This is a genomic window from Brevundimonas sp. P2_A6 (assembly GCF_056404975.1).
This window is the reverse complement of the sequence record NZ_JBFUCZ010000002.1, coordinates 481,718-506,515: the sequence shown is the minus strand read 5'-3', so window position 1 is coordinate 506,515 and position 24,798 is coordinate 481,718. Positions and strand designations below refer to the sequence as shown.

Genomic DNA, 24,798 nt, shown 5'->3' with positions numbered 1-24,798 from the left:
CTGAACATGGCCCTGAGCGGCCGCTTCGCCCGCATCGGTCTGGCGCTGCTGGCCGGGATCGCGGCGGCCCTGGCGCACCCGCCCTTCGGTATCCTGCCGGGCTTGCTGGGCTATCCGCTATTGATGCTGCTGGCCGAGCGGTCCGCCTCCACGCGGGGTGGCTTTTGGGTCGGTTGGCTGGCCGGGTTCGGCTATTTCGGGGTCGGGTGCTGGTGGGTGGCCGAGGCATTTCTGGTCGACCCGGCCCAGGCCTGGATGGCTCCCTTCGCCGCCAGCCTGCTGCCCGCAGGGATCGGCCTGTTCTGGGGCGGAGCGACGGCGATGTACCGCCGGTTCGCGCCATCCGGCGTTGGGCGGGTCCTGGTCTTCGCCGCCCTGTTCGCTTTGTTCGAATGGCTTCGGGGACATATCCTGACCGGCTTTCCTTGGAATCCGGCCGGTGCGAGCTGGGCCGCGGGAGGGGCTGGATCCCAGTTCGCCTCCGTCGTCGGTGTCTACGGGTTGGGCATCGTGACTGTGGCGGCGGTCGCCCCGGTGGGGTTGCTGATCGCCGATGGGCGGCGAAAGGTCCGGCTTGGCGCGGTGGCCGCAGGCGCGCTGGCCCTGGTGGCCCTGGTCGTGTTCGGAACGGTGCGGCTGCAAGGCGCGGTGATCCAGCCCAGCCCAACCTTGGTCCGGATCGTCCAGGCGGATGTGCAGCAGGAATCCAAGTGGTCGCCGGAAGCCTATCGTTCCATCGTCGATCGCTACGTCAATCTGACCGCTCGCCCGGCGGCGCGGCGTCCGGACATCGTCGTCTGGCCAGAGGGCGCTTTGCCCGCGAGTTTCAATGACGTCTTCGGCCCGGCGTCGGGCGACGGTCCCGCGATCGCCGGGGCCCTGCAACCTGGACAGACCCTGCTGGCGGGGTTCGCTCGAGGCGAGGCCGGAACCGATGGACGCGCGCGCTATTACAACAGCCTTTTCGCGCTCGAAGACGTCGGCGATGCGGGCCTTCGGGTCGCGGCCGTCTATGACAAATACCGGCTGGTGCCATTTGGTGAATTCCTGCCGATGGGCGACCTGATGGGCGCTCTGGGCATTCGCAGCCTTGTCCACATGCCGGCCGATTTCAGCCCCGGGCGCACCCCCGCGCCGATCACCCTGCCAAACGGCGGCCGGGTGCAGCCGCTGATCTGCTACGAGAGCCTCTATCCGGGCTTCACGCCCGGCGGCTCGGGTCGCCCCGAATGGATCGTCAATGTTTCGAACGACGCCTGGTTCGGGGCCACGTCGGGGCCCATCCAGCATCTGAACCTGGCCAGCTATCGGGCCATCGAAACCGGCCTGCCGGTCGTACGCGCCACGCCGACGGGCGTCTCGGCCATGATCGATCCGTGGGGACGGGTCATCGGCGGACAACGGCTGGACCCCAGGGAAAGCGGCGTGATCGACGCGATCCTGCCAAGACCGGCCGGGGTCACCCTCTATGGGCGGTTCGGTGACCTGTTCTTCTGGCTGATGGTCTTGGCGAGCCTGACACCCGTGATCGGCCCCGTCACTCAGCGGATTCGGCCATGAAGAAAATCAAGGCGGACTCTAACTGGCGCACCCGCCATATCGACGGAAAGCTGGGGCCCAGGGTCGAGCAGCTTCACGGGGAACGAGGCTTCACACGCGCCGATGTGGCCAGGCTGCTGGGCGTCAGCGATGCCGCGCTGCAGCATATCGAAGATGGAACGGCGCGAATGAGCGCGTCCCAGCTCTGGCAGATATGCGCTTTCACCGGGATTGAAATCGCCGACGTCTTCGCGGGACTTCCGACCCACGTGTTCAGGACGCGCGCCGATTTCGAGCGATACGTCGCGTTGCGCCAATACGCCGCCGAACCCGGCGCGCAAGGCGGAAATGTCGCCGGGCAAAACGGCTTTGCGGGCGTGGCCGAGCCCTTGCGCGCGTTCGAGACAGACGAGACGCCACGCCCGGACGTGGCGGCCCTGGCGAAGGTAGCGCGCAGTTTGACACCCGATCAGGTGGAGTTTCTGATTGGTTCGGCGAAGGGGTTGCGGCAAGCCGCGAGATCACCTCGGGCAGCCAAGCCCAAATCCTGACATACATCGCGATGAGAACGCACCCGGAAGCTCTGCCACTGCGTAATCGCTGTTTCCCATATTTTGGGTGACAGCTTGAATGGACGAGCGCATGAATTTGCAGACTCTAATGGCGACGACGACAAGACATGGCTAGAGGCGTTGGTGAAGACGGGCCCCACCCCGTAGATCGTCATGTGGGCAGGCGCGTCTGCGAGAAACGGATTAGCCTGGGCTACAACCAGAGCGACCTTGGGCGCGCGCTCGGCCTCACCTTTCAGCAGATTCAGAAATACGAGAAGGGCGCCAACCGTATTTCGGCGTCCAAGCTCTGGGACATCGCGCGCTTCTTCAAGGTCGATGTCGCCTACTTCTTTCAAGGTCTGAACGCCGGCCAGCCCGGCATGGCCGAAGGCGAGGTTCCGGCTTTCGATCACGAGTTTCCGTCGACCCGCTACACGATCGAGATTTCGCGCCTCGCGCCCCAGCTCTCCAGCCGTCAGCAGAAACTGGCCTTGGACATGATCCGCGAAATGTCCGGCAAGGATGACGCTGAAGCCTAGGCTGACGCCATCGCCCCCTCAACGCGGTCGGTCACTGGATGACCTCGAATCCCGACCCGACGATCAGTTCGTCGATCGTCGCTGACCGAAGGTCGGTGCCGCCGCCTTCTGTTCTGCCCAGTAGGTCGGTCCGTCGTCGGGCTTGAACATGGTCCGGGGCGAGCCGTTCCTGGCCACCACCGCGAAGGTGTTGGTCGAGGCCTGATACAGCAGGGTGTCGCCGTTGGGTCGGGTCGCCGTGTCCACCCCGGCGGGAGGTCGACTGGTGAAGGCCGTCACCTTGGCGAGAAAATCCTCGGGCGAGGTCGCGCCGAAATCGTCGCCGTTGCGCTCGTACAGACGTTGGATCTTGGCATCGACCGTCTCGCGCCGATTGGCGGTCAGGACGGTTTTCGCCCCCGCGCCGTCGGTGGTCGCCGCTTCGGCCGCCGTCGCACCCGTCGCCGCCGTCAGGGTCGCCTCGGTGACCTCCGCCGCGCGATCGCGCGTCTCCACCGCAGACGCGCCGTTGCCGCACGCCGCCAGACCCGTCAGCGCCAACCCTGCCAGTGCGATGACCGCAGCCGTTCCGTTGATCCTGAGCCTCATTCAACCCTCCATCAAAAATCCCGCCGACCGACGTTAGCCACAGGTTGTGTGTTCCTGCAATGTTCTTTTTTCGGTTCTCGACGGGATGAGACGGCGCCGCTAGACCGGGCGTCATGTCCAGCCTGGCCCTGACCGACCGGAAAATCCTGCTGATCGTCGGCGGCGGCATCGCCGCCTACAAGGCGCTGGAACTGGTACGACTGCTGAAGAAGAGCGGGGCCGAGGTTCGCGCGGTACTGACCGACAGTGGCGCTGCCTTCGTGACGCCGCTGTCACTGGCCGCCCTGACCGGTCACCCGGTGCGAATGGGTCTATTCCTGCCCGACGACGAGACGACCATGGGTCACATCGAGCTGTCGCGCTGGGCCGATCTGGTGGTGGTGGCCCCGGCGACGGCGGGATTGATCGGCAAGGCCGCGAACGGGCTGGCGGACGATCTGGCGTCCACAACCCTGCTGGCAACCGACAAGCGAGTCCTGCTGGCCCCGGCGATGAACGTGCGGATGTGGCGGCATCCGGCCGTGCAGGCCAATGTCGCGCGGCTGGCCGGCTTCCCCGATTACCACGGCATGGCGGTGGTGGGACCGGACGACGGCGAGATGGCCTGCGGCGAATTCGGACCGGGTCGGATGGCGGAACCGGCGGCCATCCTGGCCGCGATCGAAGGGCTGCTCGCCGGTCCCGATGGCCGCCCGCTGACGGGTCGGCATGCCGTCGTCACGGCCGGGCCGACCTTCGAGCCGATCGATCCGGTCCGCGGTCTGACCAACCGCTCCAGCGGCAAACAGGGCTATGCCATCGCCGCCGCCCTCGCCCGCAGCGGCGCGCAGGTGACGCTGGTGTCCGGGCCGACAGGGCTCGCGGTGCCGCCCGGCGTGACGCGGGTCGATGTCGAGACGGCCATGGAGATGCAGGCGGCCACGACTGCCGCGCTTCCGGCCGACATCGCGGTGCTGAGCGCCGCCGTCGCCGACTGGCGGGTCGACACCGTCGCGGGCGGCAAGATCAAGAAGGCCCCAGGCGGCCCACCGACACTGAGCCTGATCGAGAACCCGGACATCCTGGCGGGTCTGGCCAAGCCCGGTCCGACGCGCCCCCGGCTGGTGATCGGTTTCGCGGCCGAGACGACGGACCTGGAGGCCAATGCTCGTGCCAAGTTGTCCAGGAAGGGCTGTGACTGGATCGTCGGCAATGATGTGTCCGCCGATGTATTCGGGGCCGACGGCAATACGGTGCTGCTGGTGACCCGCGATGCCGTCGAGGCCTGGCCCCGCCTGTCCAAGATCGAGGTGGCCGAGCGTTTGGCGGACCGGATCGCCGACCATTTCGCATCCCAGACCGAGAGCCGCTGACGTGACCACCCTTCGAATCCAGCGGCTGCCCCATGCCGAAGGCCTGGCGCTGCCGGGCTATGAGACCACCGGATCGGCCGGGATGGACCTGCGGGCCGCCGTGCCGGAGGACGCGCCGATTACCCTGGAGCCGGGGGCGCGGGCGCTGGTGCCGACGGGCCTGAAGATCGCCCTGGATCAGGGCTGGGAGGCGCAGATCCGGCCGCGGTCAGGGCTCGCGCTGAAGCACGGGATCAGCGCGCCAAACACGCCCGGCACGATCGACAGCGACTATCGCGGCGAAGTGGGCGTAATCCTGATCAACCTGGGCCAGGAGCCGTTCGTCATCCGGCGCGGGGAACGCATCGCCCAGATGGTGATCGCAGCCGTCGCCCAGGCGACGGTGGTCGAGGTCCAAGCGCTGGACGACACAACGCGCGGCGCTGGCGGCTTCGGCTCCACCGGCCGTTAGGTCTGCATCCATTCCCGCATACCGGCGTTAACCCTGCGACGGCCAAGCTGGGTCGCTGGAAATCGTTGGAGTTCGCGGGATGGAAAACATCGTCGCCCAGCTGGGCAATCTGCTGCAGGGGCTGCTGTCGCTGGCCGACTCCGGCTTCGACGGCGTCAATCAGGTGCTGGGCCTGATCATCGCGGCCGTGTTCGCCTTTTTCCTGATGGGCTCATGGCGCGGGCTGTGGAGTGCAGCCTTCGGGGCCATGTTCGTCCATACTCTGGTAGAGGCCGTGCGCCCGATGCTGGACGGCGGGGCGTTCGCTCTGCCCGATCTGACGGACCTGACCTTCTGGATGACGCGTCTGGCGCTGTTCCTGGGCTACGCCATCGTGATCGCTGTGTTCTTCTTCGTTCGGACCCTGCTGACCGGCGGGTTCGGCCGCCGTCGCGCCCACGTGCACTGATTTGAGACGAGAGGCGGGCCGGTGGCTCGCCTCTTTCCCTTTGCGCCGGAGGGGGCTATAGGGCTCTCCACATCGTTAGACCGGCGTCCAACGGCGTCGTTCAAAGCGGCGGCCGTCGGGGCCGACCGCTTTTATTTTTGCCCGAAACGAATTCCTTGCGCGCCAAGACCGTCGAAGATCGCGAAATCCTGGAGCTGGTGGACCCCGTAGCGGAGTCGATCGGCCTCGAGATCGTGCGCGTTCGCCTGATGGGCGGAACGCTGCGTCGTCGGTTGCAGGTCATGGCCGAGCGTCCCAGCGACAACGACATCGACGTCGGCGAATGCGCGCGGCTGAGCCGTGCCATGTCCGAGGTTCTGGACGCCGCCGATCCGATCGCCGGCGAATACCTGCTGGAGGTCTCCTCTCCCGGCATCGACCGGCCCCTGACGCGGCTGAAGGACTTCGACCTGTTCGAGGGGCTGGAGGCGCGGCTGGAGAGCGACCGGATGATCGAGGGGCGCAAGCGCTTCAAGGGTATCCTGGCGGGCACCGACGGAGACAACATCGCCATCGACCTTGACGGCGAGGATGACACCGCCCTGATCCCGTTCGACTGGCTGGTGGACGCCAAGCTGGTGATGAATGACGCCCTTCTGAAACGCGGTGCCGCGATCCGCGCCGCGCGGGGCGAACCCGAAGACGACGGCCTGCCGGAAGGCTCGCCTGACGAACAAACCAACGCAAAGACTTCTGAGGACGACGCCTGATGGCCGTGACCGGTATTTCCGCCAATCGCCTGGAACTTCTGCAGATCGCCAACGCGGTGGCTCAGGAGAAGAACATCGACCGCGAGATCGTGATCGAGGCCCTGGAAGAGGCGATTCAGAAGGGGGCCAAGTCGCGTTACGGCGCGCACCACGACATCCGCGCCAGGATCGACCCGAAGACCGGCGAACTGGCTCTGACCCGTCACGTCACCATCGTCGAGGACGACTGGATGCCGGAAGACGAGCTGGAGGAGTTCAACGACAGCGCCATGGTCCGCCTGACCGACGCCTCCAAGCGCGATCCGGAAGCGGTCGTCGGCAAGGAGTACGTCGAGGACCTGCCGCCGTTCGAGTTCGGCCGCGTCCAGACCCAGATGGCCCGTCAGGTCATCACCGGAAAGGTCCGCGAGGCCGAGCGCGCCAACCAGTACGAAGAGTTCAAGGACCGCGTGGGCGAGATCGTCAACGGCACCGTCAAGCGCGTCGAATACGGCAACACCATCGTCGACCTGGGCCGGGGCGAGGGCATCATGCGCCGCGACCAGTCGATCCCGCGCGAGGTGTTCAACATCGGCGACCGGATTCGGACCTACATCTATGACGTCCGCCCCGAGGCCAAGGGCCCGCAGATCATGCTGTCACGGGCTCACCCCGGCTTCATGGCCAAGCTGTTCGCCCAGGAGGTGCCCGAGGTCTATGACGGCGTGATCGAAATCCGCGCCGCCGCCCGCGACGCCGGTTCGCGCGCCAAGATGGCCGTGCTGTCGAACGATAGCTCCATCGATCCCGTCGGCGCCTGCGTCGGCATGCGCGGCTCGCGTGTGCAGGCGGTCGTGGCCGAGCTGCAGGGCGAGAAGATCGACATCATCCAGTGGAACCCGGACGAGCCGACGTTCATCGTCAACGCCTTGGCCCCCGCCGAAGTCTCCAAGGTCGTGCTGGACGAAGAAGCCGACCGCGTCGAGGTGGTGGTGCCCGACGAACAGCTGTCGCTGGCGATCGGCCGTCGCGGCCAGAATGTGCGCCTGGCCAGCCAACTGACCGGCTGGCAGATCGACATCATCACCGAAAGCCAGGACTCCGAGCGTCGTCAGCGCGAGTTCAGCGAGCGCACCACCCTGTTCCAGGAAGCCCTGGACGTGGACGAGGTCATCGCCCAGTTGCTCGTCACCGAAGGCTTCGCCACCATCGAAGACCTGGCCTTCGTCGATAACTACGAAGTCGCCGAGATCGAGGGCTTCGACGAGGACACCGCCGAGGAACTGCAGGCCCGCGCTCGCGACTATCTTGAGCGCCAGTCGGCCATCCTGGACGCGAAGCGCGTCGAACTGGGTGTCGAGGACGACGTCCTGTCGGTTCCGGGTGTCACCCTGCCGATCGCGGTCGCCCTGGGCGAAGGCGGCGTGAAGACGGTCGAGGACCTCGCCGATCTGGCCACCGACGAGATCCGCGGCGGCTACGAGATGAAGAACGGCGAACGGGTCAAGGTCCCGGGCGTCCTGGAAAGCTTCAACCTGGCGCAGGAGGACGCAGAGATGCTGATCCTGCAGGCGCGGGTCGCGGCCGGCTGGATCGACGCCTCCGAACTACCGCAGCCGCCCGAGCCGGAATACGAGGAAGAGGGCGAGTTCGCAGAGGGTGAATACGACCCGGCGGCCGTGTTCGACGCAGCCGCCGAGGGCGGCCCCGAGGCCGAACTGACCGTTGACGACGCCGAGGTCGAAACCGACCTCGAGCCGACCCCAGACGCGTGATGCGGTGCCCCGTCCATGAGCCTTCGCGACGCGACGATCGATAGAGAGCGCCGGGACCTGGTGACCCACCAGGCCATGGATGAATCTCGTTTGATCCGTTTCGTCGCCGGCCCGGACGGGGCCGTCGCGCCTGACCTGGGGCGCAAGCTGCCCGGGCGCGGCATGTGGGTGGAGGCGTCGCGCGCCTCCGTCGATGCCGCCGTGAAAAAGAACCTGTTCTCGCGGTCGGCCAAGGCACCGCTTCGCCCGGCTGCGACCCTGTCCGACACGGTCGAAGGCCTGCTGATCCGGCGCTGCCTGGACCAGCTGGGTCTTGCCCGGCGCGAAGGCGTGCTTATCTCGGGCTTCGAGAAATCGGCGGCGGCGATCCGGTCTGGAAAGGCCGCTTGGCTGATCGAGGCCAGTGACGGCGCGTCGGATGGACGCGGAAAGCTGCTGGCCCTGGCGCGGCACCAGACGACCAAGGTCTGTGGTCTTTTCGGCGCGGATGATTTGAGTTTGGCCCTCGGGCTGGAAAATGCGATACACACCGTCCTGCTGCATGGCGGCAGAGCCGATCGCTGGACCGTGGAGGTCGAACGACTGGCGGGATTTCGATCGCTTCGGCCCGCGGCCTGGGACACGGATCATCCGGGTTCTGCGAACGGGAACGAGCCGGACGAAGACCCGAAGGACGAGCCTGAACGGGCGGATTGACGGGCGGGGTCAGGCCTCTTTCGAGAGGCGGACGCCGCACGGCTTTTTGCGTTTTCAGGCCTGAGGACGACACGATTTTGACGACCCGGCGGGATTCTCCGCCCACGAGTAAAGCGACCGGATGAGCGACGAGAACGACAAGACCAACGACGGCCAGCAGCCTTCGGCCCCCACCGGAACCCCCTCGACGACGGGACCACGGGCGCCGCTGAGCCTGAAGCCGCGCGCCGTGGGGTCGGTCCCCACCGGCACCGTGCGCCAGAGCTTCAGCCACGGCCGCACCAAGACGGTGGTGGTCGAGACCAAGCGCCGCGTCGGTGCCGCGCCGGGTCAGCCGCGCACGCAGGGCTTCGATGTCGCGCGTCCGCGCTCCGACGCGCCTGCGCCCCAGGCCCCCGCACCGCGTCCGCAGATGCAGCAACCGGCCGGGGGGCGCCTGTCCAGCGAGGAGCAGGAAGCCCGTCGCCGCGCCATCGAACTGGCCACCCGCCAGCAGGCCGAACGCGCCGCCGCCCAGGCCGCCGAACAGGCGCGCCGCGACGCCGCCGCTCGCGAACAGGCCGCTGCGACCGCCGCCGCCGCCAACGCCGCCCAGGCCGAGGCGGCCGCCGCCCGCGCCGCGGCCGAAGCAGCCCGCGCCGAGGCGGCCAAGCTGACCGCAGCCGCGCCTGCCCCGACGGGCAAGCCCGCGGCCCGCGCGCCCCTGGCCGCAAAGCCTGTGGCTCCTGCCCCGGTCGCGACGCCCGAGCCCGCTCCGCCCCCGGTCGCCGCCGCCCCGGTCGCGCCCGCGGCTCCGGCTCGTCCGGCCCCGCCCGCCCGCCCCGTCGTCAACTTCGGCCAGCGCGTGCCCAAGGCCAATCCGGCCCGCGCCCCTATCGACCGTCCGGCCTTCGGGGCCCGCTCCGCCCGTGAAGAGGCGATGGGGGGTGGCGAGAAATCCTATTCCGACCGTCCGGCCTCCTCGCGGCCCGGTGGCACGGCCCCGCGCCCGGCCGAGCCGGTCCGCTATTCGGCCCTGACGCCCCGTCCGGCCCCTGGCGCGGCCCGTCCCGGAGGTGCCCGCACGGGCGCCGGTGGCCGCGCAACGCCCAATGCGCCCCCCGTCGCAGCCGAGGTCTCGCGCCCCAGTCGCGCGCCCGGCGGCGGTTTCGCCCGTCCGGTCAAGCCCGAGGACGATCGCGACAAGCGTTTCAGCGACGCCGGCAAGGCGGTCAGCCGCACGCGCGGCGAGCCCAAGCGCCGCGAAGGCCGCCTGACCATCCAGTCCGTGGCCGGTGACGGCGACACGGCCGAGCGGATGCGGTCCCTGGCCTCGGTCCGTCGTGCGCGCGAACGGGAAAAGGAAAAGCGTAAAGGCGGCTCCACCGACGCGCCGAACCGTCCGCGCGAAGTCGTCATTCCTGACGTCATCACTGTGCAGGAACTGTCCAACCGGATGGCCGTGCGCGGCGTCGACATCATCAAGTTCCTGATGAAGCAGGGCCTGATGATGAAGATCAACGACGTCATCGACACCGACACGGCTGAGCTGGTCGCCGACGAATTCGGCATGACGGTCCGCCGCGTTTCGGAAAGCGATATCGAGACGGGCTTCCTGTCCGACGCGATCGACGATGAGGCGGTGACGCCCCGCGCGCCGGTCGTGGCCATCATGGGCCACGTCGATCACGGCAAGACCTCGCTGCTTGACGCGCTGCGCACCACCGACGTGGCGGCGGGTGAGGCCGGCGGCATCACCCAGCACATCGGCGCCTATCAGGTGAAGACCCCGAACGGCGACGCCGTGACCTTCCTGGACACGCCGGGTCACGCGGCCTTTTCCGCCATGCGGACGCGCGGCGCGAACGTCACCGACATCGTCATCCTGGTGGTAGCGGCAGACGACGGCGTCATGCCCCAGACGATCGAGAGCATCCAGCACGCCAAGGCGGCGGGTGCCCCGATCATCGTGGCCGTCAACAAGATCGACAAGCCGGACGCCGATCCCCAGAAGGTCGTCAACGAACTGCTGCAATACGAGATCATCGGCGAGGCCCTGGGCGGCGACACCCAGATCGTCGAGGTCTCGGCCAAGGCCAAGACCAATCTGGACGGCCTGATCGAAGCCATCCTGCTGCAGGCCGAGGTCATGGACCTGAAGGCCGATCCGGAACGCTCGGCCGAAGGCGTGGTCATCGAGGCCAAGCTGGACAAGGGTCGCGGCCCGGTCGCGACCGTCCTGGTCAAGCGCGGGACGCTCCGTCGCGGCGACATCGTCGTGGCCGGTTCGGCCTGGGGCAAGGTGCGCGCCCTTCTGAACGAGCGCAACGAACAGCTGACCGAGGCCGGTCCGTCGGTTCCCGTCGAAATCCTGGGTCTGGACGAGGCCCCTTCGCCCGGCGAACCGCTGGCCGTGGTTGAATCCGAGGCCCGCGCCCGCGAGCTGACGGAATACCGCGCCCGCACCAAGCGCGAGAAGGCCACCGGCGGCATCAACCAGGTCAGCCTGGTCGACATGATGGCCAAGCTGGGATCCAAGAAGATCTCGGAACTGCCGGTCCTCATCAAGTCCGACGTCCAGGGATCGGGCGAGGCCATCCAGGGTTCGCTGGAGAAGATGGGCAACGACGAGGTGCGTGCGCGCGTCGTCTATTCGGGTGCCGGCGGGATCACCGAGTCGGACGTCCAGCTGGCCAAGTCGGCCGGGGCTCCGATCCTGGGCTTCAACGTCCGCGCCTCGAAACAGGCCAAGGATCTGGCCGAGCGCGAAGGCGTGGAAATCCGGTACTACTCGATCATCTACGACCTGCTGGACGACATGAAGGGCGTGCTGTCGGGCATGCTGGCCCCGCTGCAACGGGAAACCTTCCTGGGCAACGCGGCGGTGTTGCAGGTGTTCGACATCTCCAAGACCGGCAAGATCGCCGGTTGCCGGGTCTCCGAAGGGGTGGTCCGCAAGGGTGCCAAGGTCCGGATCATCCGCGACGACGTCGTGGTGCTGGAACTGGGCACGCTGGCCACGCTCAAGCGCTTCAAGGACGAGGTCAACGAGGTCCCGTCGGGCCAGGAGTGCGGCATGCATTTCCAGGGCTTCCAGGACATCAAGGTCGGCGACTACATCGAGTGCTTCACCGTCGAAGAGATCAAGCGGACGCTTTAAGTCTAGGGGCGCTACCGCTCGGCTCGCGGAGCCTCGCTGCTTGAGCGCGAGCATCTGTCTCCTCCCCGTCCGAAGGATGGGGAGGGGGACCGCCCGCCCTCCTTGGCGGGTGGTGGAGGGGTTCTTGACGCCCCACCGACCTCGCTTCGTGAAGACCCCCTCCGTCAGCTCGCGAAGGCTCGCTGCCACCTCCCCACGCCTTCGGCGCAGGGAGGAGACGCCAACCGCCTCCCTTCCGCCGCAAGTCGCGGTATGAAGTGACGTCATGCTCCACCGTTTGATCGCCGTTCTGATCCTTGCCGCCCTCGCCACACCGGCGGCGGCGGACACGCGCTTTCTGTCGTTCAACCCGGCTGACCGGATCACCACTGCCCTGACGCGCGGCATCACGCTGGAGGTCGAGCGGGGGCTTTTCGGTGCCGTCAGCGTCCGGCGGATCATCTCGACCAGCGCGCGGGGGTCGGCCACGATCCGCAAGGGCGGGCCGGAGGGGGCGCGGTCCGTGGTGCCGGAGGGCGCGACCCAGGCGACGGTCTATTCGATCGACGAACAGGGCGACGGGCGCGGGCTGGCACGGGCCCTGTGTCCGGGGGCGGACGAGACGTTTCTGGTCTTGGGCCGCGTGCAGGCTGGCCATCCGATGGCGATGCAGGCGACCGGGCGCTGGCCCGACGGGCAGTTCCGGCACTGCGTGACCCTGTCCTACGACTACCGGGGCGAATGGAGCCTGCCGCCGCGCACGCCGCCACCCGAAGCGCGCTGATGGGGCGGGTCGTCGGGGTCCTGCTGGCCGGAGGGCTCGGCCTGATCCTGGCCCTGTGGACCTGGACCCTGCCCGGCGATGCGGCGTCGCTGGCCGGGGGTTCTCAGGGCGTCACGGTCCACGTCCTGAACAACGGCTTTCACACCGACATCGCCGTCCCGCGGGCGGCACTCGAGGCCCAGGGCGGGCCGCTGGCCGAGGCGTCGCGGTCGATCGGCGACGGCGACTGGGTGCTGATCGGCTGGGGCGATGCGAGGTTCTTCGTCGATACCAGTCCGATGGAGGGCCGTATTCCCGACGGACTGCGCGCCTTCTTCTGGCCTGGCAATGCATCCGTCGTGATGCTGGACCCGGAGACGGGCGATCCGGCGCGACGGTTTGCGCCGGCCGCTCGGCGGACGCTGCACCTGACGCCGGAGGGATTCGCGGCTCTTGCGGATCGGGTCGAGGGGTCCTTGTCGCTGATCGAGGGGCGACCCCGGCTGTCGACCGCGCGCCCTGGCGACGGCGCGTACTTCTTTGCCAGTCGCGAGCATTTCTGGATCGGCTACCTGTGCAACAGCTGGACGGCGCGGGTGCTGAATGCCGGAGGCCTGCCCGTCCGGCCCCAGCGGTCCGAGACGGCGGGGGAGGTGATCGCCGCGATCGATCGGGCGCAATTGGACAGGTCGGCCCGACGAGACTAGACCCCGCCCCTTCGCTTTTTTCGGAAGCCGGGTCCGATCCCTGGCGGCGAACAGGACGTGCCCCATGAGCAAGCAGAAATCCAAATCCACCGCCGGGCTGGCCAGCCAGCGCCAGCTGCGGGCCTCCGAAATGATCCGTCACGCCCTGGTCGAGGTGATGCGCGAGAACGAGATCCGCGATCCGGCGCTGGTCGGCGTTTCGGTGACGGTCACCGAGGTTCGCCTGTCGCCCGACCTGAAGCACGCCACCTGTTTCGTCGAGCCGCTGGGGGCCGGGATCGAGACCTCGGACACGGCCGGACATATCGACGAGATCATCAAGGCGCTGAATGCTCACGCGAAGTTCCTGCGCGGAGCACTGGGCCGCCATATCGACATGCGATTCACGCCGGACCTCCGCTTCCGCCACGACGAGAGCTTCGCCGCTGCCGAACGGCTGAACCGGCTGCTGGACGACCCGCGTGTGAGGGCGGACTCCTTCGTGCCGCCCGTCGAAGACGACGAGGACTAGGGGTGGGCCGCAAGAAGCGGGGCCTCGTCGTCAACGGCTGGGTGTGCCTGGACAAGCCCTATGACCTCGGATCGACCGACGCCGTGTCGAAGGTCCGCCGACTGTTCGACGCGCAGAAGGCCGGTCACGCCGGGACGCTGGATCCGCTGGCCAGCGGCATCCTGCCGATCGCGCTGGGCGAGGCGACCAAGACCGTGCCCTTCATGATGGAGGCGGAGAAGGTCTATCGCTTCACCATCAACTGGGGCGTCTCGACCGACAGCGTCGACCGCGAGGGCGAGATCATCGGCCGGTCCGACCTGCGGCCGCCGGTCGAGGCGGTGCAGGCGGCCCTGCCGGCCTTCGTCGGCGAGATCGACCAGACCCCGCCCCGGTTCAGCGCCATCAAGGTGGACGGTCAGCGCGCCTATGACCTGGCCCGCGAAGGGGCGGACTTCGAGCTGGAAAGCCGCCGGGTCATGATCCATTCGGCCGAGGTCACCGATGCGCCCGACGCCGATCACGTCGAACTGACCATCCGTACCGGAAAGGGCGTCTATGTGCGGTCTCTGGCCCGCGACCTGGCGATCCTGCTGGGGGCCGAGGGGCACGTCTCGGCCCTGCGGCGCGAGCGGGTGGGGCCGTTTTCGACCCGGAACGCCGTCACGCTGGATTTCCTGACCGATCTGGTGCATAGGGACGCCGCCTTGGAAGGCCTACTGCCCGTTGCGACCGCCCTGGACGACATCCCGGAGCTGGCCATAACGGAACAGGACGCCTTCTCGCTTCGTCAGGGACGACCGATCGTTCTGCTCCCCCGACAGGTAGAGACGCTTCTGAGCCGCCTTCGGGACGGCTCGCGCACCGTTTCCGCCTTTCAGGGTCAGACCCTCGTCGCTCTCGGTCAGATGCGGGCCGGCCGGCTAGAACCCGACCGCGTATTCAATCTCTAATTTTGGAGAAACACGATGTCGATTACGCCAGAGCGTAAGAACGAAGTCATCACCGAGAACGCCCGCACCGCCGGCGACACCGGTTCGGCCGAGGTTCAGGTCGCGATCCTTTCGGAACGCATCGCCAACCTCACCGAGCACTTCAAGACGCACAAGAAGGACAACCACTCGCGCCGCGGCCTGCTCAAGATGGTTTCGCAGCGTCGCCGCCTTCTGGACCACCTGACCAAGGTCGATAAGGAGCGTTACACCGCCCTGATCACCAAGCTGAACCTGCGCCGCTAAGCGCAGATCTGCGGAACAGTTTCGAGGCGCGGGCCATGCCTGCGCCTCTTTCCGCATCCAGAGACCGGCGCGCCGCCGGAGTTTCGGCGCAGACTGACGCGAGGGCCAAGCGGTCCTCTCCTTACGAACCTTCGCCATGGGGCGAGGGGTTCCTGGATCGAAGGACTGAACACCCGACGCATCCGCACCCACTGATGGGACCCCGGCCGGAATACGCCGCCCGGGATACGAAAGACGAAAACATGTTCGATATCAAACGCAAGACGATCGATTGGGCCGGCCGCCCGCTGACGCTGGAAACGGGCCGCATCGCCCGCCAGGCCGACGGTGCCGTCCTGGCCACCTATGGCGAGACCATCGTCCTGGCCACCGTCGTTTACGGTCGCGCGCCCAAGCCCGGCCTGGATTTCTTCCCGCTGACCGTCAATTACCAGGAAAAGACCTTCGCCGCCGGCAAGATCCCGGGTGGCTATTTCAAGCGTGAAGGCCGTCCGACCGAGAAGGAAACCCTGGTCAGCCGCCTGATCGACCGTCCGATCCGCCCGCTGTTCGTCAAGGGCTTCAAGAACGAGACCCAGGTCGTCATCACCGTGCTGCAGCACGATCTGGAGAACGATCCCGACATCGTCGGCATGGTCGCCACCTCCGCCGCCCTGACCCTGTCGGGCGTGCCCTTCATGGGCCCGATCGGCGCCGCGCGCGTCGGTTACGTCGACGGCGAGTTCGTGCTGAACCCGACGCTGGACCAGATGCCTGACAGCCAGCTCGACCTGGTCGTGGCCGGCACTTCGGACGCCCTGATGATGGTCGAATCCGAGGCCAAGGAACTGTCCGAGCAGGTCATGCTGGACGCCCTGATGTTCGCGCATCGCGGCATGCAGCCCGTGATCGACGCCATCATCGAGATGGCCGAACACGCCGCCAAGGATCCGTTCGACTTCACCGCCGAGGACCACTCCGACGTCGTGACCCAGATCCAGTCGATGGTCGGCGACGATATCAAGGCCGCCTACACCCACCCCGGCAAGCATGCTCGCCATGAAGCCGTCGGCGCCGCCAAGAAGAAGGCCTCGGCCGCTCTGGTGAAGACCGACGAGAACCCGGACGGCGTCGATTCCGCCAAGTTCGGCGTCGCCTGGAAGGAATGCGAAGCCCACGTCCTGCGTCGCGACATCATCGACAACGCTCACCGCGTCGACGGTCGTGCGCTCGACAAGGTCCGCGACATCGTCTCGGAAGTCGGCGTCTTCCCGCGCACCCACGGTTCGGCCCTGTTCACCCGGGGTGAAACGCAGGCCATCGTGGTCGCCACCCTGGGCACCGGCGAAGACGAGCAATACGTCGACTCGCTCGCAGGCACCTACAAAGAGAAGTTCCTGCTGCACTACAACTTCCCTCCCTACTCGGTCGGCGAGACTGGTCGTATGGGCGGCGCGGGCCGTCGCGAAATCGGTCACGGCAAGCTGGCCTGGCGGGCGATCCGTCCGATGCTGCCGTCGGCGGAAGAGTTCCCCTACACGATCCGCATCGTGTCGGAGATCACCGAGTCCAACGGCTCGTCGTCCATGGCCTCGGTCTGCGGCGCCTCGCTGGCGCTGATGGACGCGGGTGTTCCGCTCAAGAAGCCCGTCTCGGGCATCGCCATGGGCCTGATCCTGGAGCCGTCGGGCGAGTTCGCCATCCTGTCCGACATCCTGGGTGACGAAGATCACCTGGGCGACATGGACTTCAAGGTCGCCGGCACCCGTGACGGCATCACCTCGCTGCAGATGGACATCAAGGTCGCCGGCATCACCGAGGAGATCATGAAGAAGGCCATCGCTCAGGCGTCGGCCGGTCGTCTTCACATCCTCGACGAGATGGACAAGGCCATCGACGGCGCGCGCACCGAGCTCGGCGAGTACGCGCCGAAGATCGAGTCCATCAAGGTCCCGGTCGACAAGATCCGCGACATCATCGGCACCGGCGGCAAGATCATCCGTGAGATCGTCGAAAAGACCGGCGCCAAGATCAACATCGAGGACGACGGCACGGTGAAGATCGCGGCCTCGGACCAGGAGAAGATCGACGCCGCCAAGAACTGGATCTCCTCGATCGTGTCCGAGCCCGAGCCCGGCATGATCTACTCCGGCAAGGTCGTGAAGGTCGTCGACTTCGGCGCCTTCGTGAACTTCTTCGGCGCCAAGGACGGCCTGGTCCACGTGTCCCAGATCGCTCTGGAACGCGTCGCCAACCCGGCAGACGTTCTGTCCGAGGGCCAGGAGGTCAAGGTCAAGTTCCTGGGCTTCGACGATCGCGGCAAGACCAAGCTGTCGATGAAGGTCGTCGATCAGGCTACGGGCGAGGACCTGACCGACAAGATCAACGCCGAGCGCGCCGAGCGCGGCGAGGCCCCCCTGACCGAAGATACCGGCGGCGGCGGCAAGAAGCGTGAAGGCGGCGGAGACCGTGGCGGCGATCGCGGTCGCGGCCGCAGCCGCCGCGACTGATCGGTCGCGTCACCGCTGAAATGAATGAGGCCCCGCTGGCGACAGCGGGGCCTTTTTCTGTGCCCTTCCCCCGCTTGCGGGGGAAAGCGGCCCATCGATCGCGCAGCGATCCAGGGCCGATGGGGGAAGTCTTGTCTTGCTTCGACGCCGTTTGGTTCCCCCATCCGTCCTGTTCGAGCTGCGCTCGAAGACGGACGGCTTTCCCCCATGACGAATGGGGGAAGGGCTTTACATCGCCTTACGCCGCGCACTCCGACGGCTTCTCCTCGCCGGGGCCGTACTGGCCGCAGGCGCGGTCGATCTCGTCCTGGATCAGGGCGCAGGCGTTGTCGGCGTTGCAGGGCGGGTGTGTGGCCGGGCTGACGGCGATGCAGCGGGCCACCATCCGGGCCGAGGCGGCCTCGCCGATCGTGTCGCGGCAGGTGCGGTCAGCCTCGCCGAGCAGTTCGCCTTCCGGCACAGCCGCCTCTTCCTGGGGCGGGGCGTCGGCGGGCATTTCCGCCATCGACTGCACGGGCGTGGCGGCCGCGTCCGACGCAGGGTCGGCCGCCGGGGTCTCGGCCGGTTGCTGGCAGGCCGCCAGACCGAAGACGGCGATCAGGGCGAGGGACGCGGGCAAGCGGATCATGGCCGTCTCCGGGGCGGGAAAGGGCGACGATGCGCCGCTTCTCGCCGTCTGCAAAGCCCTCCCCGGCAAGCCCCTGGCCGTCAGCGCGCGACGGCACCGTCCACGGCGGCGCGCTGCATCGCGAACAGGTCGGTGCAGCCCAGCTCGGCCAGCTGGAACAGCCGGTCGAACTCCGGGCGGGAAAAGCCGCGCTTCTCGCCCGTCGCCTGGATCTCGACGATGGTGCCCGATCCCGTCAGGACGAAGTTGCCGTCGGCCTCGGCGTTGGAGTCCTCCTCGTAGTCGAGGTCCAGCACCGGGGTGTCGGCGAAGATCCCGCAGGAGACGGCCGAGACCTGATCCAGGATCGGCTCGGTCTTCATGACGCCCTCGGCGCGCAGGTAGTTCAGCGCCGTGGCCATGGCGACCCAGGCCCCGGTGATGGAGGCGGTGCGGGTGCCGCCGTCCGCCTGGATGACGTCGCAGTCGATCAGCACCTGACGTTCGCCCAGCGCCTTCAGATCGACCACGGCGCGAAGGCTGCGGCCGATCAATCGTTGAATCTCCTGCGTCCGGCCGGTCTGCTTGCCACTGGCGGCCTCGCGCCGGCCGCGCGTGTGGGTGGCGCGGGGCAGCATGCCGTATTCGGCGGTGACCCAGCCCGCGCCCTTGCCGCGCATCCAGCCGGGCACGTTCTCCTCGACCGAAGCCGTCACAAGCACCTTGGTATGGCCAAAGGAGACGAGGCAGGACCCTTCCGCATAGCGGTTAACGCCGGTCTCCAGTGTCACGGCGCGAAGCTGTTCGGGGGTGCGGTCGGAGGGGCGCATGCGGTAGTCCTTGAAGCGAATGCGCGGGTGCTTATCCTGAAAGCGTGAGCCTGTATGCCCCCCACCCGTCACCCTTCGCCGACCAGGCCGGTCCCACGGCCGGGCTGACGGCCCTGGACGCCCGCGCGCGCGACATCTTCCGCCGGGTGGTGGAGACCTATCTGCAGACGGGCGAGCCGGTGGGATCGCGCACGGTGTCCCGGGGGGGCGTCCAGCTGTCGCCCGCCTCGATCCGCAACACGATGCAGGACCTGACCCTGGCGGGCCTGCTGGCGGCGCCCCACACTTCGGCCGGGCGCATCCCGACCCACGCGGGCCTTCGGCTGTTCGTCGACGGCCTGCTGGAGATAGGCGACATCGGCACCGAGGAACGTCGCGAGATCGACGGGCGGCTGGCCGGGCGCGGCAAGGGGTTCGAGGAGGCGCTGGACGAGGCGACGTCGCTGCTGTCGGGCCTGGCAGGCGGGGCGGGGATCGTGGCGACCCCGATCCGGGACGCGGGCGTCAAGCACGTGGAGTTCGTGGCCCTGGGGACCGATCAGGCCCTGGCTGTGCTGGTCGGCGACGACGGCTCGGTCGAGAACCGGATCATGACCCTGGCGGCCGGGGTGACGCCCTCGACCCTGCAGGAGGCGTCGAACTTTCTGAACGCGCGGTTGAAGGGCCGACCGCTGGCCGAGGCGCGCAGCGAGATGGGGGCCGAACTGGCCGCTGCGCGTCAAGAACTGAACACCGCCGCCGCCCGTCTGGTCGAGGACGGACTGGCCGCCTGGTCGGGCGGGCCGGACCGGGAGCGATCGCTGATTGTCCGGGGGCGCGCCAACCTGTTGCAGGACGCGGGCGCGGCCGAGGATCTGGAGCGGGTGCGGGTCCTGTTCGACGACCTGGAGCAGAAGGAACAGCTGATCGGCCTGCTGGACGGGGTCAATGCGGCTCAGGGCGTGCGCATCTTTATCGGGGCGGAGACGCGGTTGTTTTCGCTTTCGGGTTCCGCTGTGGTGGCCGCACCCTATATGACGGGCCGCCAGCGGGTTCTGGGCGCCATCGGCGTGATCGGACCCGCACGACTGAACTACGCCCGCATCATCCCGTTGGTGGACTACACCGCCCGGGTGCTGGGCCGCATACTGGACGGACAAGACACGTGACCGACGCCACAAACCCGAACGACCTGGAAGCCCAACTGGACGAGGCCCTGGCCAATGCCGAGGCGGGACTCGATGCCGACCCTGAAAGTCTGGCCCCGCTGGACGCCATGATCGCCGATCGCGACCTGTGGAAGGACCGCGCCCTGCGGGCTGCGGCCGAGGCCGACAACGTCAAGCGCCGCACGGAAACCCAGATGAACGACGCGCGGGCCTTCGCCATCCAGCGCTTCGCCAAGGACCTGCTGGGTGTGGCGGACAATCTGGAACGCGCCCTGATGGCCGCGCCCAAGGATGCGGACTCGGCTGCGGCCGGCCTGATCAACGGGCTGGAACTGACGCAGAAGTCGCTGCTGCAAGCGTTCGAGACCAATGGGCTGAAGCGGCTGGCCCCCGGCCTGGGCGATCCATTCGATCCGCACCTGCATCAGGCCATGATGGAACAGCCCTCGACAGAGGCCCCCGGCGGCACCGTCGTCCAGACCATGCAGGCGGGCTACGAACTGTTCGGCCGCACCGTGCGCCCCGCGATGGTCGTGGTCGCGGCCAAGGGATCGGGTCCGCAGTCCGGTGGACAGGCTGCGAACCCCTATGCCGCCGCGCCGAACGGCAACGGCGGCACCTTCGACGGTCAGGCGTAGGTCTCTACTTCAGCTTCGCCTCGAACAGGTCCGTCAGTCGAGCCCAGCCATCGGCCGCATCGGCGGCGTTGTAACTGGGGCGGTAATCGGCGTGGAACCCGTGCTGGGCATCCTCGTAGACCTTGATGCCGCTCTCGGTCGCGCCTGCGGCCGTCAGAGCCGCCTGCATGGCCTGGACCGTGTCCTGCGGGATTCCCTGGTCCAGCCCGCCATAGTTGCCGATCACGACACCCTTCAGATCGGCCGCCAGATCGACGGGATAGGGGCGTCCCGCCTCGACCTGCTCCATCGTCGCCGTCGGCGAGGGGGCCAGACGGCCGTACCAGGCCACGCCTGCGTCGATCGCGGCGAACCGGGCCGCCGCCTGCCAGACGACCTTGCCGCCCCAGCAGAAGCCGGTGATGCCGACCTTGTCGTCATTGGCCCACAGCTGGCCCGAGGCCCAGTTCAGGGTCGCGTCGATATCGCCCATGACCTGCTCGTAGCCAGCCGCTCCGACGATCGCCTGGATGCGCTGCATGTCGGCCAGGGGCGCGGGGTCCTCCACCCGCACGAAGAAGGCCGGGGCGATGGCGGCATAGCCCATCTTGGCCAGACGGCGGCATACGTCCTGGATATAGGCGTGCAGCCCGAAGATCTCGGACACGACGATCACCAGCGGATAGGGACCGTCGCCGTCCGGGCGCGCGACATAGGCCGGCAGGGCAAAGCCGTCGGGGGCCGGATAGGTGACCATACCGACCTCGAGCCCTTCGGCATCGGTCACGATCGGCTGGGCCGACTGCGACAGGGCAGCGGGCGCATAGCCGGTGAAGACGGCGGCTCCCACGGTCAGGGCGCCCAGGCCCCGGCGCGACAGTTTCAGGTCTTCGGCGGTCAGGCCTTCGGGACGGGTCAGCAGGGTCATGGGATTTCCTCTCGGTTGCGGCGAGTGTGGCGTCTGGATGACGCGGGGTCGAGTCGCGGCGGGATGCGGCCTCAGGTCGCGCGCCTCAGCGTCAGATTGATACGTCCGCCGCCGGGGATCAGTTTCGACGAGCCGACCAGAAGACGGTCGATGCCGTGGCGCGCCAGGCGCGAGGCCCCGGTCAGGGCGCAGACATCGCCCGACGCCAGCCGGATCGATCGTGTCGGGCCCCCGACCGCCGGGCCGATGCGGAAGATGGCTGTATCGCCCAGGGACACCGACACGACGGGCGCGCAAATGTCGGCCTCGTCCCGGTCCTGATGAAGGCCCATCCGCGCGCTGTCGCGGTACAGGTTGACCAGACAGGCGTCGGGCGGTGCCGCGTCGGGAACGACCTGTGTCCAGAGGTCCAGCAAGGCGCGAGGGATAGGGGGCCACGACCGGTCGGTTTCGGGATGGAACGCCTGATAGCGATAGCCTGCGCGATCGGAGACCCAACCCAGTGGACCGAGATTTGTCATCTGGACCGAGAACGGCTTGCCGCCCGGCGTCACGGGCCGGTAAAGCGGCGCGTCCGCGATCGCCGCCTCAACCTCGACCAGCAGATCGACCTGCGTCGCCAGATCCAGCGCGCCGGGCCAATAGTGAAACCCGGGCAGGTCGGGAAACGGCTCCATCGGCGACCGAGCGCCGTCAGTCCAGCGCCCGCGCCTCTTCCGGCAACATGATCGGCACGCCGTCTCGGATCGGAAAGGCCAGCTTGGCGCCCTTGGAGATCAGTTCGTTGGCCGCGCGGTCATAGTCCAGCCGGCCCCGCGTCACAGGACAGACCAGCACCTCCAGCAGGCGGGGATCGACGGAGGACGGGGTGTTGAAGGTATCGGACATATTTTTCGTGGGCTACCGCTCGCGCCGCCGGCGCTTGCTGCTTGAGCCCATTCCCTGCGGCCTTGGAAAAAGAAGTCTGCGCTCAAGCAGCGAACGACCGCGTCGTGAGCGTTAGCGCCCTAACCTACTGCATCGAGGTGGGGCTGTCGCCGTCGCCCGTTTCCGCCGCGTCGATGCGCATCAGGGCGGTCAGGACGGCGACCCGGTCTTCCAGCGTCGGCGATTCAAGCAGGGCCTGCTTCTCCGGCCCGTCGAACGGCAGAGCCATGGACAGGCTGTTGATCAGGGCTTCCTGAGGCGCGGCTTCGGCGGTTTCCCAATCGATCTCCAGTTGGCGGCGCTCCAGATACGCCCGCAGGGCCGCCAGGAAGGTCTGGCGCTCGAACCCCTCGCCACCTGTCGGCGCGGTCAGGTCGGCCTCGAACGGGGCGAAGGTGGCGCGAACCTGGCGATAGGGGGTCTGAGAGGGCAGTTCGGAGGCCACGCGAAACCGGGCGACGCCGGTCAAGGTGATCAGGTAGCGCCCGTCGGAGGTCTCCGCGAAACTGGTCACTCGCCCGGCACAGCCGACGGCGGACAGACTGGGCAGAATGGCCGGCCCCGTCCGCGGCTGGATCAGACCCAGGACCCGGTCGCCCGCCATGGCGTCGTCGATCATGTTCAGATAGCGCGGCTCGAAGATGTTCAGCGGCAACTGCCCTCGCGGCAGCAGGATGGATCCCGGCAGCGGGAAGACCGGGATCACCTGTGGAAGATCGGCCGCCTTGACGTAGCCCTGGGCCATGGCGCGTTCCTCTAGGCGAACAGGATCGAGGACAGTCGCCGGCGACCGTCCCTGGCGATGTCGGACGACAGTCCGGCGGCCTCGAAAACCACAAGCAGTTGCTTCCTGGCAGCCTGCTCGTTCCACTCCAGATCGGCCTGGACGATGTCCAGCAGGCTGGACACGGCCCCCTTCAGATCGCCGGACGCCGCCTGGGCCAACGACAGGTCATAGCGCGCCTGGTGATCCGCCGGATTGGCGCGCAACGCAGCTTCCAGCGCGGCGGTCTCGCTGGGCGGGGCGGCCGAGGCCAGGGCCAGCTGGGCCCGCAGGCTGATGACGGTGGCATTCCTGGAGTCGGCCGGGGCCATGGCGAGTGTCTGTCGCGCCTGATCGGCGTCCCCCCCGGCCAGATAGACCCGCGCCATCCCGGCGATGGCGTCCTCGTTCTCGGGCTCCAGGGTCAGGACGTGGGCGAAGGCCTGGGCCGCGCCGCCGAAATCGTCCAGCCCCAGGGATTCCTCGCCCAGCGCCAGCAATTGCTGAACATCCGAATTGATGCCCGCGCCGCCGGACAGTTTCTCGATGAAGGCCTTGATCTGGCTTTCCGGCACCGCGCCCTGGAAGCCATCGACCGGCTGGCCGTCGACGAAGGCGTAGACGGTCGGGATCGACTGGACACGCAGCTGTCCGGCATAGGCCGGGTTCTTGTCGACATCGATCTTGACCAGCTTGACCGCGCCGCCCGCCGCGCGGACCTGCTTTTCCAGGGCGGGCGTCAGGGTCCGGCAGGGCCCGCACCAGGTGGCCCAGAAGTCGACGATGACCGGCTGGATCTTGGATTGGGCGATCACGTCGGCCATGAAACCGGCGTCCGATCCATCCTTGATCAGATCGTCGGTTCCGGCGGTCGGGGAGGGATCGACAAGGCTCATCGTTGGTCTCTGCTCTAGGCTTCGATAATGCGGAACGTCTCAGATGGTCGCGGGGGTGCGCCAACTCAAGCGGCGAAGTCGATCACGAGGGGTTCACGACCGATCGCCGCCAGGAATCGCCGGAACGCAGATTGCGTCAGCGCCGTCGTCGCGGTGTTGGCGAGGGGGTGGAAGTTGACCACGTTTGCTTCCCACAACCGACGATCGAGCACGAGGGTGACCTGGCGTTCCACGTCATTGATCAGACCCAGGGCTGTGACGGAGCCGGGGCGGACACCCAGGGTCTGAAACATCAATTCCTCGTTGCCGAACGACAGGCGGTCCGACCCGATAATCCGGGGCGCGGCCTTCAGGTCTATGACGGTGTCCTGACGAGCGGATATCAGCCACAGCCGCGCCTTCCTGTCCTTCAAGAACAGGTTCTTGGTGTGGGCACCTGGCATCGACGCCTTCAGCTCCAGCCCTTCCTCGACGCGAAAAACGGCCTCGTGATCCAGGGTCGTCTGCGGAATGTCGCGATCGACCATCCATCGCAGCAGGCTGTCGCGATCATGCAGAGGTTGAGGGGTCATCGGGTGCCGGGCTAGGGTCGGGTCTGTTCGATACC

The 24,798-nt window shown here is 67.7% G+C and carries 27 protein-coding genes; 18 read left to right on the top strand and 9 right to left on the bottom strand.

Going from position 1 to position 24,798, the window contains the following annotated elements; genetic code table 11:
• The first annotated feature begins 6 nt into the window (after window positions 1–6).
• From lnt to AC1DW4_RS07950, 3 genes are all read left to right on the top strand, one after another.
• Entirely contained in the window at window positions 7–1,560 is a 1,554-nt protein-coding gene (gene lnt, locus AC1DW4_RS07960; RefSeq protein WP_477016924.1) for an apolipoprotein N-acyltransferase, read from the top strand.
• On the top strand, window positions 1,557–2,090 hold the full coding sequence (locus AC1DW4_RS07955; protein ID WP_477016706.1) for a helix-turn-helix domain-containing protein: 534 nt from the start codon (window positions 1,557–1,559) through the stop codon (window positions 2,088–2,090). The genes lnt and AC1DW4_RS07955 overlap by 4 nt, the downstream gene beginning before the upstream one ends.
• Window positions 2,091–2,218: 128 nt before the next feature.
• On the top strand, window positions 2,219–2,632 hold the full coding sequence (locus AC1DW4_RS07950; protein WP_477016705.1) for a helix-turn-helix domain-containing protein: 414 nt from the start codon (window positions 2,219–2,221) through the stop codon (window positions 2,630–2,632).
• A 63-nt stretch (window positions 2,633–2,695) separates the two neighbouring features.
• Here the strand turns inward: AC1DW4_RS07950 and AC1DW4_RS07945 are convergent, their stop codons facing one another.
• Window positions 2,696–3,220, bottom strand: coding sequence for an S-type pyocin family protein (locus AC1DW4_RS07945; RefSeq protein ID WP_477016704.1), 525 nt, complete (start codon window positions 3,218–3,220; stop codon window positions 2,696–2,698).
• A gap of 113 nt (window positions 3,221–3,333) precedes the next feature.
• Here AC1DW4_RS07945 and coaBC point away from each other — a divergent pair, with 113 nt between their 5' ends.
• The 13 genes from coaBC to pnp all read left to right on the top strand — a co-directional run bounded on the left by coaBC (window position 3,334) and on the right by pnp (window position 17,475).
• Window positions 3,334–4,572, top strand: a complete 1,239-nt coding sequence (gene coaBC, locus AC1DW4_RS07940; protein ID WP_477016703.1) for a bifunctional phosphopantothenoylcysteine decarboxylase/phosphopantothenate--cysteine ligase CoaBC — start codon at window positions 3,334–3,336, stop codon at window positions 4,570–4,572.
• A 1-nt stretch (window position 4,573) separates the two neighbouring features.
• Window positions 4,574–5,023: a dUTP diphosphatase gene (gene dut, locus AC1DW4_RS07935; RefSeq protein WP_477016702.1), complete on the top strand. Its 450-nt coding sequence runs from the start codon at window positions 4,574–4,576 to the stop codon at window positions 5,021–5,023.
• A 79-nt stretch (window positions 5,024–5,102) separates the two neighbouring features.
• A complete protein-coding gene (locus AC1DW4_RS07930) occupies window positions 5,103–5,471 on the top strand; it encodes a hypothetical protein (protein WP_477016701.1) in 369 nt (122 codons plus the stop codon).
• A gap of 155 nt (window positions 5,472–5,626) precedes the next feature.
• A complete protein-coding gene (rimP, locus tag AC1DW4_RS07925; RefSeq protein ID WP_477016700.1) occupies window positions 5,627–6,220 on the top strand; it encodes a ribosome maturation factor RimP in 594 nt (197 codons plus the stop codon).
• On the top strand, window positions 6,220–7,974 hold the full coding sequence (nusA, locus tag AC1DW4_RS07920) for a transcription termination factor NusA (protein ID WP_477016699.1): 1,755 nt from the start codon (window positions 6,220–6,222) through the stop codon (window positions 7,972–7,974). Before rimP ends, nusA begins: the two co-directional genes overlap by 1 nt.
• 15 nt (window positions 7,975–7,989) lie before the next feature.
• Window positions 7,990–8,670: an RNA-binding protein gene (locus AC1DW4_RS07915; RefSeq protein ID WP_477016698.1), complete on the top strand. Its 681-nt coding sequence runs from the start codon at window positions 7,990–7,992 to the stop codon at window positions 8,668–8,670.
• A 121-nt stretch (window positions 8,671–8,791) separates the two neighbouring features.
• Complete coding sequence (infB, locus tag AC1DW4_RS07910; protein ID WP_477016697.1) at window positions 8,792–11,809, top strand: translation initiation factor IF-2; 3,018 nt, start codon at window positions 8,792–8,794, stop codon at window positions 11,807–11,809.
• Between the two features lie 265 nt (window positions 11,810–12,074).
• Window positions 12,075–12,572: a hypothetical protein gene (locus AC1DW4_RS07905; RefSeq protein ID WP_477016696.1), complete on the top strand. Its 498-nt coding sequence runs from the start codon at window positions 12,075–12,077 to the stop codon at window positions 12,570–12,572.
• Window positions 12,572–13,258: a DUF2459 domain-containing protein gene (locus AC1DW4_RS07900; protein ID WP_477016695.1), complete on the top strand. Its 687-nt coding sequence runs from the start codon at window positions 12,572–12,574 to the stop codon at window positions 13,256–13,258. The genes AC1DW4_RS07905 and AC1DW4_RS07900 overlap by 1 nt, the downstream gene beginning before the upstream one ends.
• A gap of 64 nt (window positions 13,259–13,322) precedes the next feature.
• Window positions 13,323–13,769: a 30S ribosome-binding factor RbfA gene (rbfA, locus tag AC1DW4_RS07895; protein WP_477016694.1), complete on the top strand. Its 447-nt coding sequence runs from the start codon at window positions 13,323–13,325 to the stop codon at window positions 13,767–13,769.
• 2 nt (window positions 13,770–13,771) lie between these two features.
• Window positions 13,772–14,701, top strand: a complete 930-nt coding sequence (gene truB / locus AC1DW4_RS07890; RefSeq protein WP_477016693.1) for a tRNA pseudouridine(55) synthase TruB — start codon at window positions 13,772–13,774, stop codon at window positions 14,699–14,701.
• Between the two features lie 15 nt (window positions 14,702–14,716).
• Window positions 14,717–14,986, top strand: coding sequence for a 30S ribosomal protein S15 (rpsO, locus tag AC1DW4_RS07885; RefSeq protein WP_477016692.1), 270 nt, complete (start codon window positions 14,717–14,719; stop codon window positions 14,984–14,986).
• A gap of 242 nt (window positions 14,987–15,228) precedes the next feature.
• Complete coding sequence (gene pnp, locus AC1DW4_RS07880; protein ID WP_477016691.1) at window positions 15,229–17,475, top strand: polyribonucleotide nucleotidyltransferase; 2,247 nt, start codon at window positions 15,229–15,231, stop codon at window positions 17,473–17,475.
• A 238-nt stretch (window positions 17,476–17,713) separates the two neighbouring features.
• On the opposite strand, the gene AC1DW4_RS07875 is transcribed toward pnp, so the two are convergent.
• Complete coding sequence (locus tag AC1DW4_RS07875; protein WP_477016690.1) at window positions 17,714–18,103, bottom strand: hypothetical protein; 390 nt, start codon at window positions 18,101–18,103, stop codon at window positions 17,714–17,716.
• An 80-nt stretch (window positions 18,104–18,183) separates the two neighbouring features.
• Window positions 18,184–18,912 (bottom strand): ribonuclease PH, encoded by a 729-nt coding sequence (rph, locus tag AC1DW4_RS07870; RefSeq protein ID WP_477016689.1) that lies wholly within the window; start codon window positions 18,910–18,912, stop codon window positions 18,184–18,186.
• Window positions 18,913–18,962: 50 nt separating this feature from the next.
• On the opposite strand from rph, the gene hrcA reads away from it, so the two are divergent.
• Together hrcA and grpE are read left to right on the top strand one after the other, a co-directional pair.
• Window positions 18,963–20,060, top strand: a complete 1,098-nt coding sequence (gene hrcA / locus AC1DW4_RS07865; protein WP_477016923.1) for a heat-inducible transcriptional repressor HrcA — start codon at window positions 18,963–18,965, stop codon at window positions 20,058–20,060.
• Window positions 20,057–20,698 carry a nucleotide exchange factor GrpE gene (gene grpE / locus AC1DW4_RS07860; RefSeq protein ID WP_477016688.1) on the top strand — a complete coding sequence of 214 codons (642 nt, stop codon included), beginning with the start codon at window positions 20,057–20,059 and terminating at the stop codon, window positions 20,696–20,698. Before hrcA ends, grpE begins: the two co-directional genes overlap by 4 nt.
• A 4-nt stretch (window positions 20,699–20,702) precedes the next feature.
• Here grpE and AC1DW4_RS07855 read toward each other — a convergent pair whose 3' ends face one another.
• The 6 genes from AC1DW4_RS07855 to AC1DW4_RS07830 all read right to left on the bottom strand — a co-directional run bounded on the left by AC1DW4_RS07855 (window position 20,703) and on the right by AC1DW4_RS07830 (window position 24,763).
• Window positions 20,703–21,605, bottom strand: coding sequence for a dienelactone hydrolase family protein (locus tag AC1DW4_RS07855; RefSeq protein WP_477016687.1), 903 nt, complete (start codon window positions 21,603–21,605; stop codon window positions 20,703–20,705).
• A gap of 71 nt (window positions 21,606–21,676) precedes the next feature.
• Window positions 21,677–22,282, bottom strand: coding sequence for an alpha-ketoglutarate-dependent dioxygenase AlkB family protein (locus tag AC1DW4_RS07850; protein WP_477016686.1), 606 nt, complete (start codon window positions 22,280–22,282; stop codon window positions 21,677–21,679).
• A gap of 16 nt (window positions 22,283–22,298) precedes the next feature.
• The gene (locus AC1DW4_RS07845) at window positions 22,299–22,493 is read right to left on the bottom strand and encodes a Trm112 family protein (protein ID WP_477016685.1); all 195 of its coding nucleotides are present in this window, start codon (window positions 22,491–22,493) and stop codon (window positions 22,299–22,301) included.
• 124 nt (window positions 22,494–22,617) lie between these two features.
• Window positions 22,618–23,277, bottom strand: a complete 660-nt coding sequence (locus tag AC1DW4_RS07840) for an LON peptidase substrate-binding domain-containing protein (RefSeq protein ID WP_477016684.1) — start codon at window positions 23,275–23,277, stop codon at window positions 22,618–22,620.
• Between the two features lie 11 nt (window positions 23,278–23,288).
• Window positions 23,289–24,191: a tetratricopeptide repeat protein gene (locus AC1DW4_RS07835; protein ID WP_477016683.1), complete on the bottom strand. Its 903-nt coding sequence runs from the start codon at window positions 24,189–24,191 to the stop codon at window positions 23,289–23,291.
• Window positions 24,192–24,256: 65 nt separating this feature from the next.
• Window positions 24,257–24,763, bottom strand: a complete 507-nt coding sequence (locus AC1DW4_RS07830) for a prolyl-tRNA synthetase associated domain-containing protein (protein WP_477016682.1) — start codon at window positions 24,761–24,763, stop codon at window positions 24,257–24,259.
• Between the last annotated feature and the right edge of the window lie 35 nt (window positions 24,764–24,798).

Coding starts and splice junctions, on each gene's coding strand:
- lnt (WP_477016924.1), top strand. CDS start 7: ATGGCCCTGAGCGGCCGCTTCGCCCGCATCGGTCTGGCGCTGCTGGCC.
- AC1DW4_RS07955 (WP_477016706.1), top strand. CDS start 1,557: ATGAAGAAAATCAAGGCGGACTCTAACTGGCGCACCCGCCATATCGAC.
- AC1DW4_RS07950 (WP_477016705.1), top strand. CDS start 2,219: ATGGCTAGAGGCGTTGGTGAAGACGGGCCCCACCCCGTAGATCGTCAT.
- AC1DW4_RS07945 (WP_477016704.1), bottom strand. CDS start 3,220: ATGAGGCTCAGGATCAACGGAACGGCTGCGGTCATCGCACTGGCAGGG.
- coaBC (WP_477016703.1), top strand. CDS start 3,334: ATGTCCAGCCTGGCCCTGACCGACCGGAAAATCCTGCTGATCGTCGGC.
- AC1DW4_RS07930 (WP_477016701.1), top strand. CDS start 5,103: ATGGAAAACATCGTCGCCCAGCTGGGCAATCTGCTGCAGGGGCTGCTG.
- nusA (WP_477016699.1), top strand. CDS start 6,220: ATGGCCGTGACCGGTATTTCCGCCAATCGCCTGGAACTTCTGCAGATC.
- AC1DW4_RS07915 (WP_477016698.1), top strand. CDS start 7,990: ATGAGCCTTCGCGACGCGACGATCGATAGAGAGCGCCGGGACCTGGTG.
- infB (WP_477016697.1), top strand. CDS start 8,792: ATGAGCGACGAGAACGACAAGACCAACGACGGCCAGCAGCCTTCGGCC.
- AC1DW4_RS07905 (WP_477016696.1), top strand. CDS start 12,075: ATGCTCCACCGTTTGATCGCCGTTCTGATCCTTGCCGCCCTCGCCACA.
- AC1DW4_RS07900 (WP_477016695.1), top strand. CDS start 12,572: ATGGGGCGGGTCGTCGGGGTCCTGCTGGCCGGAGGGCTCGGCCTGATC.
- rbfA (WP_477016694.1), top strand. CDS start 13,323: ATGAGCAAGCAGAAATCCAAATCCACCGCCGGGCTGGCCAGCCAGCGC.
- rpsO (WP_477016692.1), top strand. CDS start 14,717: ATGTCGATTACGCCAGAGCGTAAGAACGAAGTCATCACCGAGAACGCC.
- pnp (WP_477016691.1), top strand. CDS start 15,229: ATGTTCGATATCAAACGCAAGACGATCGATTGGGCCGGCCGCCCGCTG.
- AC1DW4_RS07875 (WP_477016690.1), bottom strand. CDS start 18,103: ATGATCCGCTTGCCCGCGTCCCTCGCCCTGATCGCCGTCTTCGGTCTG.
- rph (WP_477016689.1), bottom strand. CDS start 18,912: ATGCGCCCCTCCGACCGCACCCCCGAACAGCTTCGCGCCGTGACACTG.
- AC1DW4_RS07855 (WP_477016687.1), bottom strand. CDS start 21,605: ATGACCCTGCTGACCCGTCCCGAAGGCCTGACCGCCGAAGACCTGAAA.
- AC1DW4_RS07850 (WP_477016686.1), bottom strand. CDS start 22,282: ATGGAGCCGTTTCCCGACCTGCCCGGGTTTCACTATTGGCCCGGCGCG.
- AC1DW4_RS07845 (WP_477016685.1), bottom strand. CDS start 22,493: ATGTCCGATACCTTCAACACCCCGTCCTCCGTCGATCCCCGCCTGCTG.
- AC1DW4_RS07840 (WP_477016684.1), bottom strand. CDS start 23,277: ATGGCCCAGGGCTACGTCAAGGCGGCCGATCTTCCACAGGTGATCCCG.
- AC1DW4_RS07835 (WP_477016683.1), bottom strand. CDS start 24,191: ATGAGCCTTGTCGATCCCTCCCCGACCGCCGGAACCGACGATCTGATC.
- AC1DW4_RS07830 (WP_477016682.1), bottom strand. CDS start 24,763: ATGACCCCTCAACCTCTGCATGATCGCGACAGCCTGCTGCGATGGATG.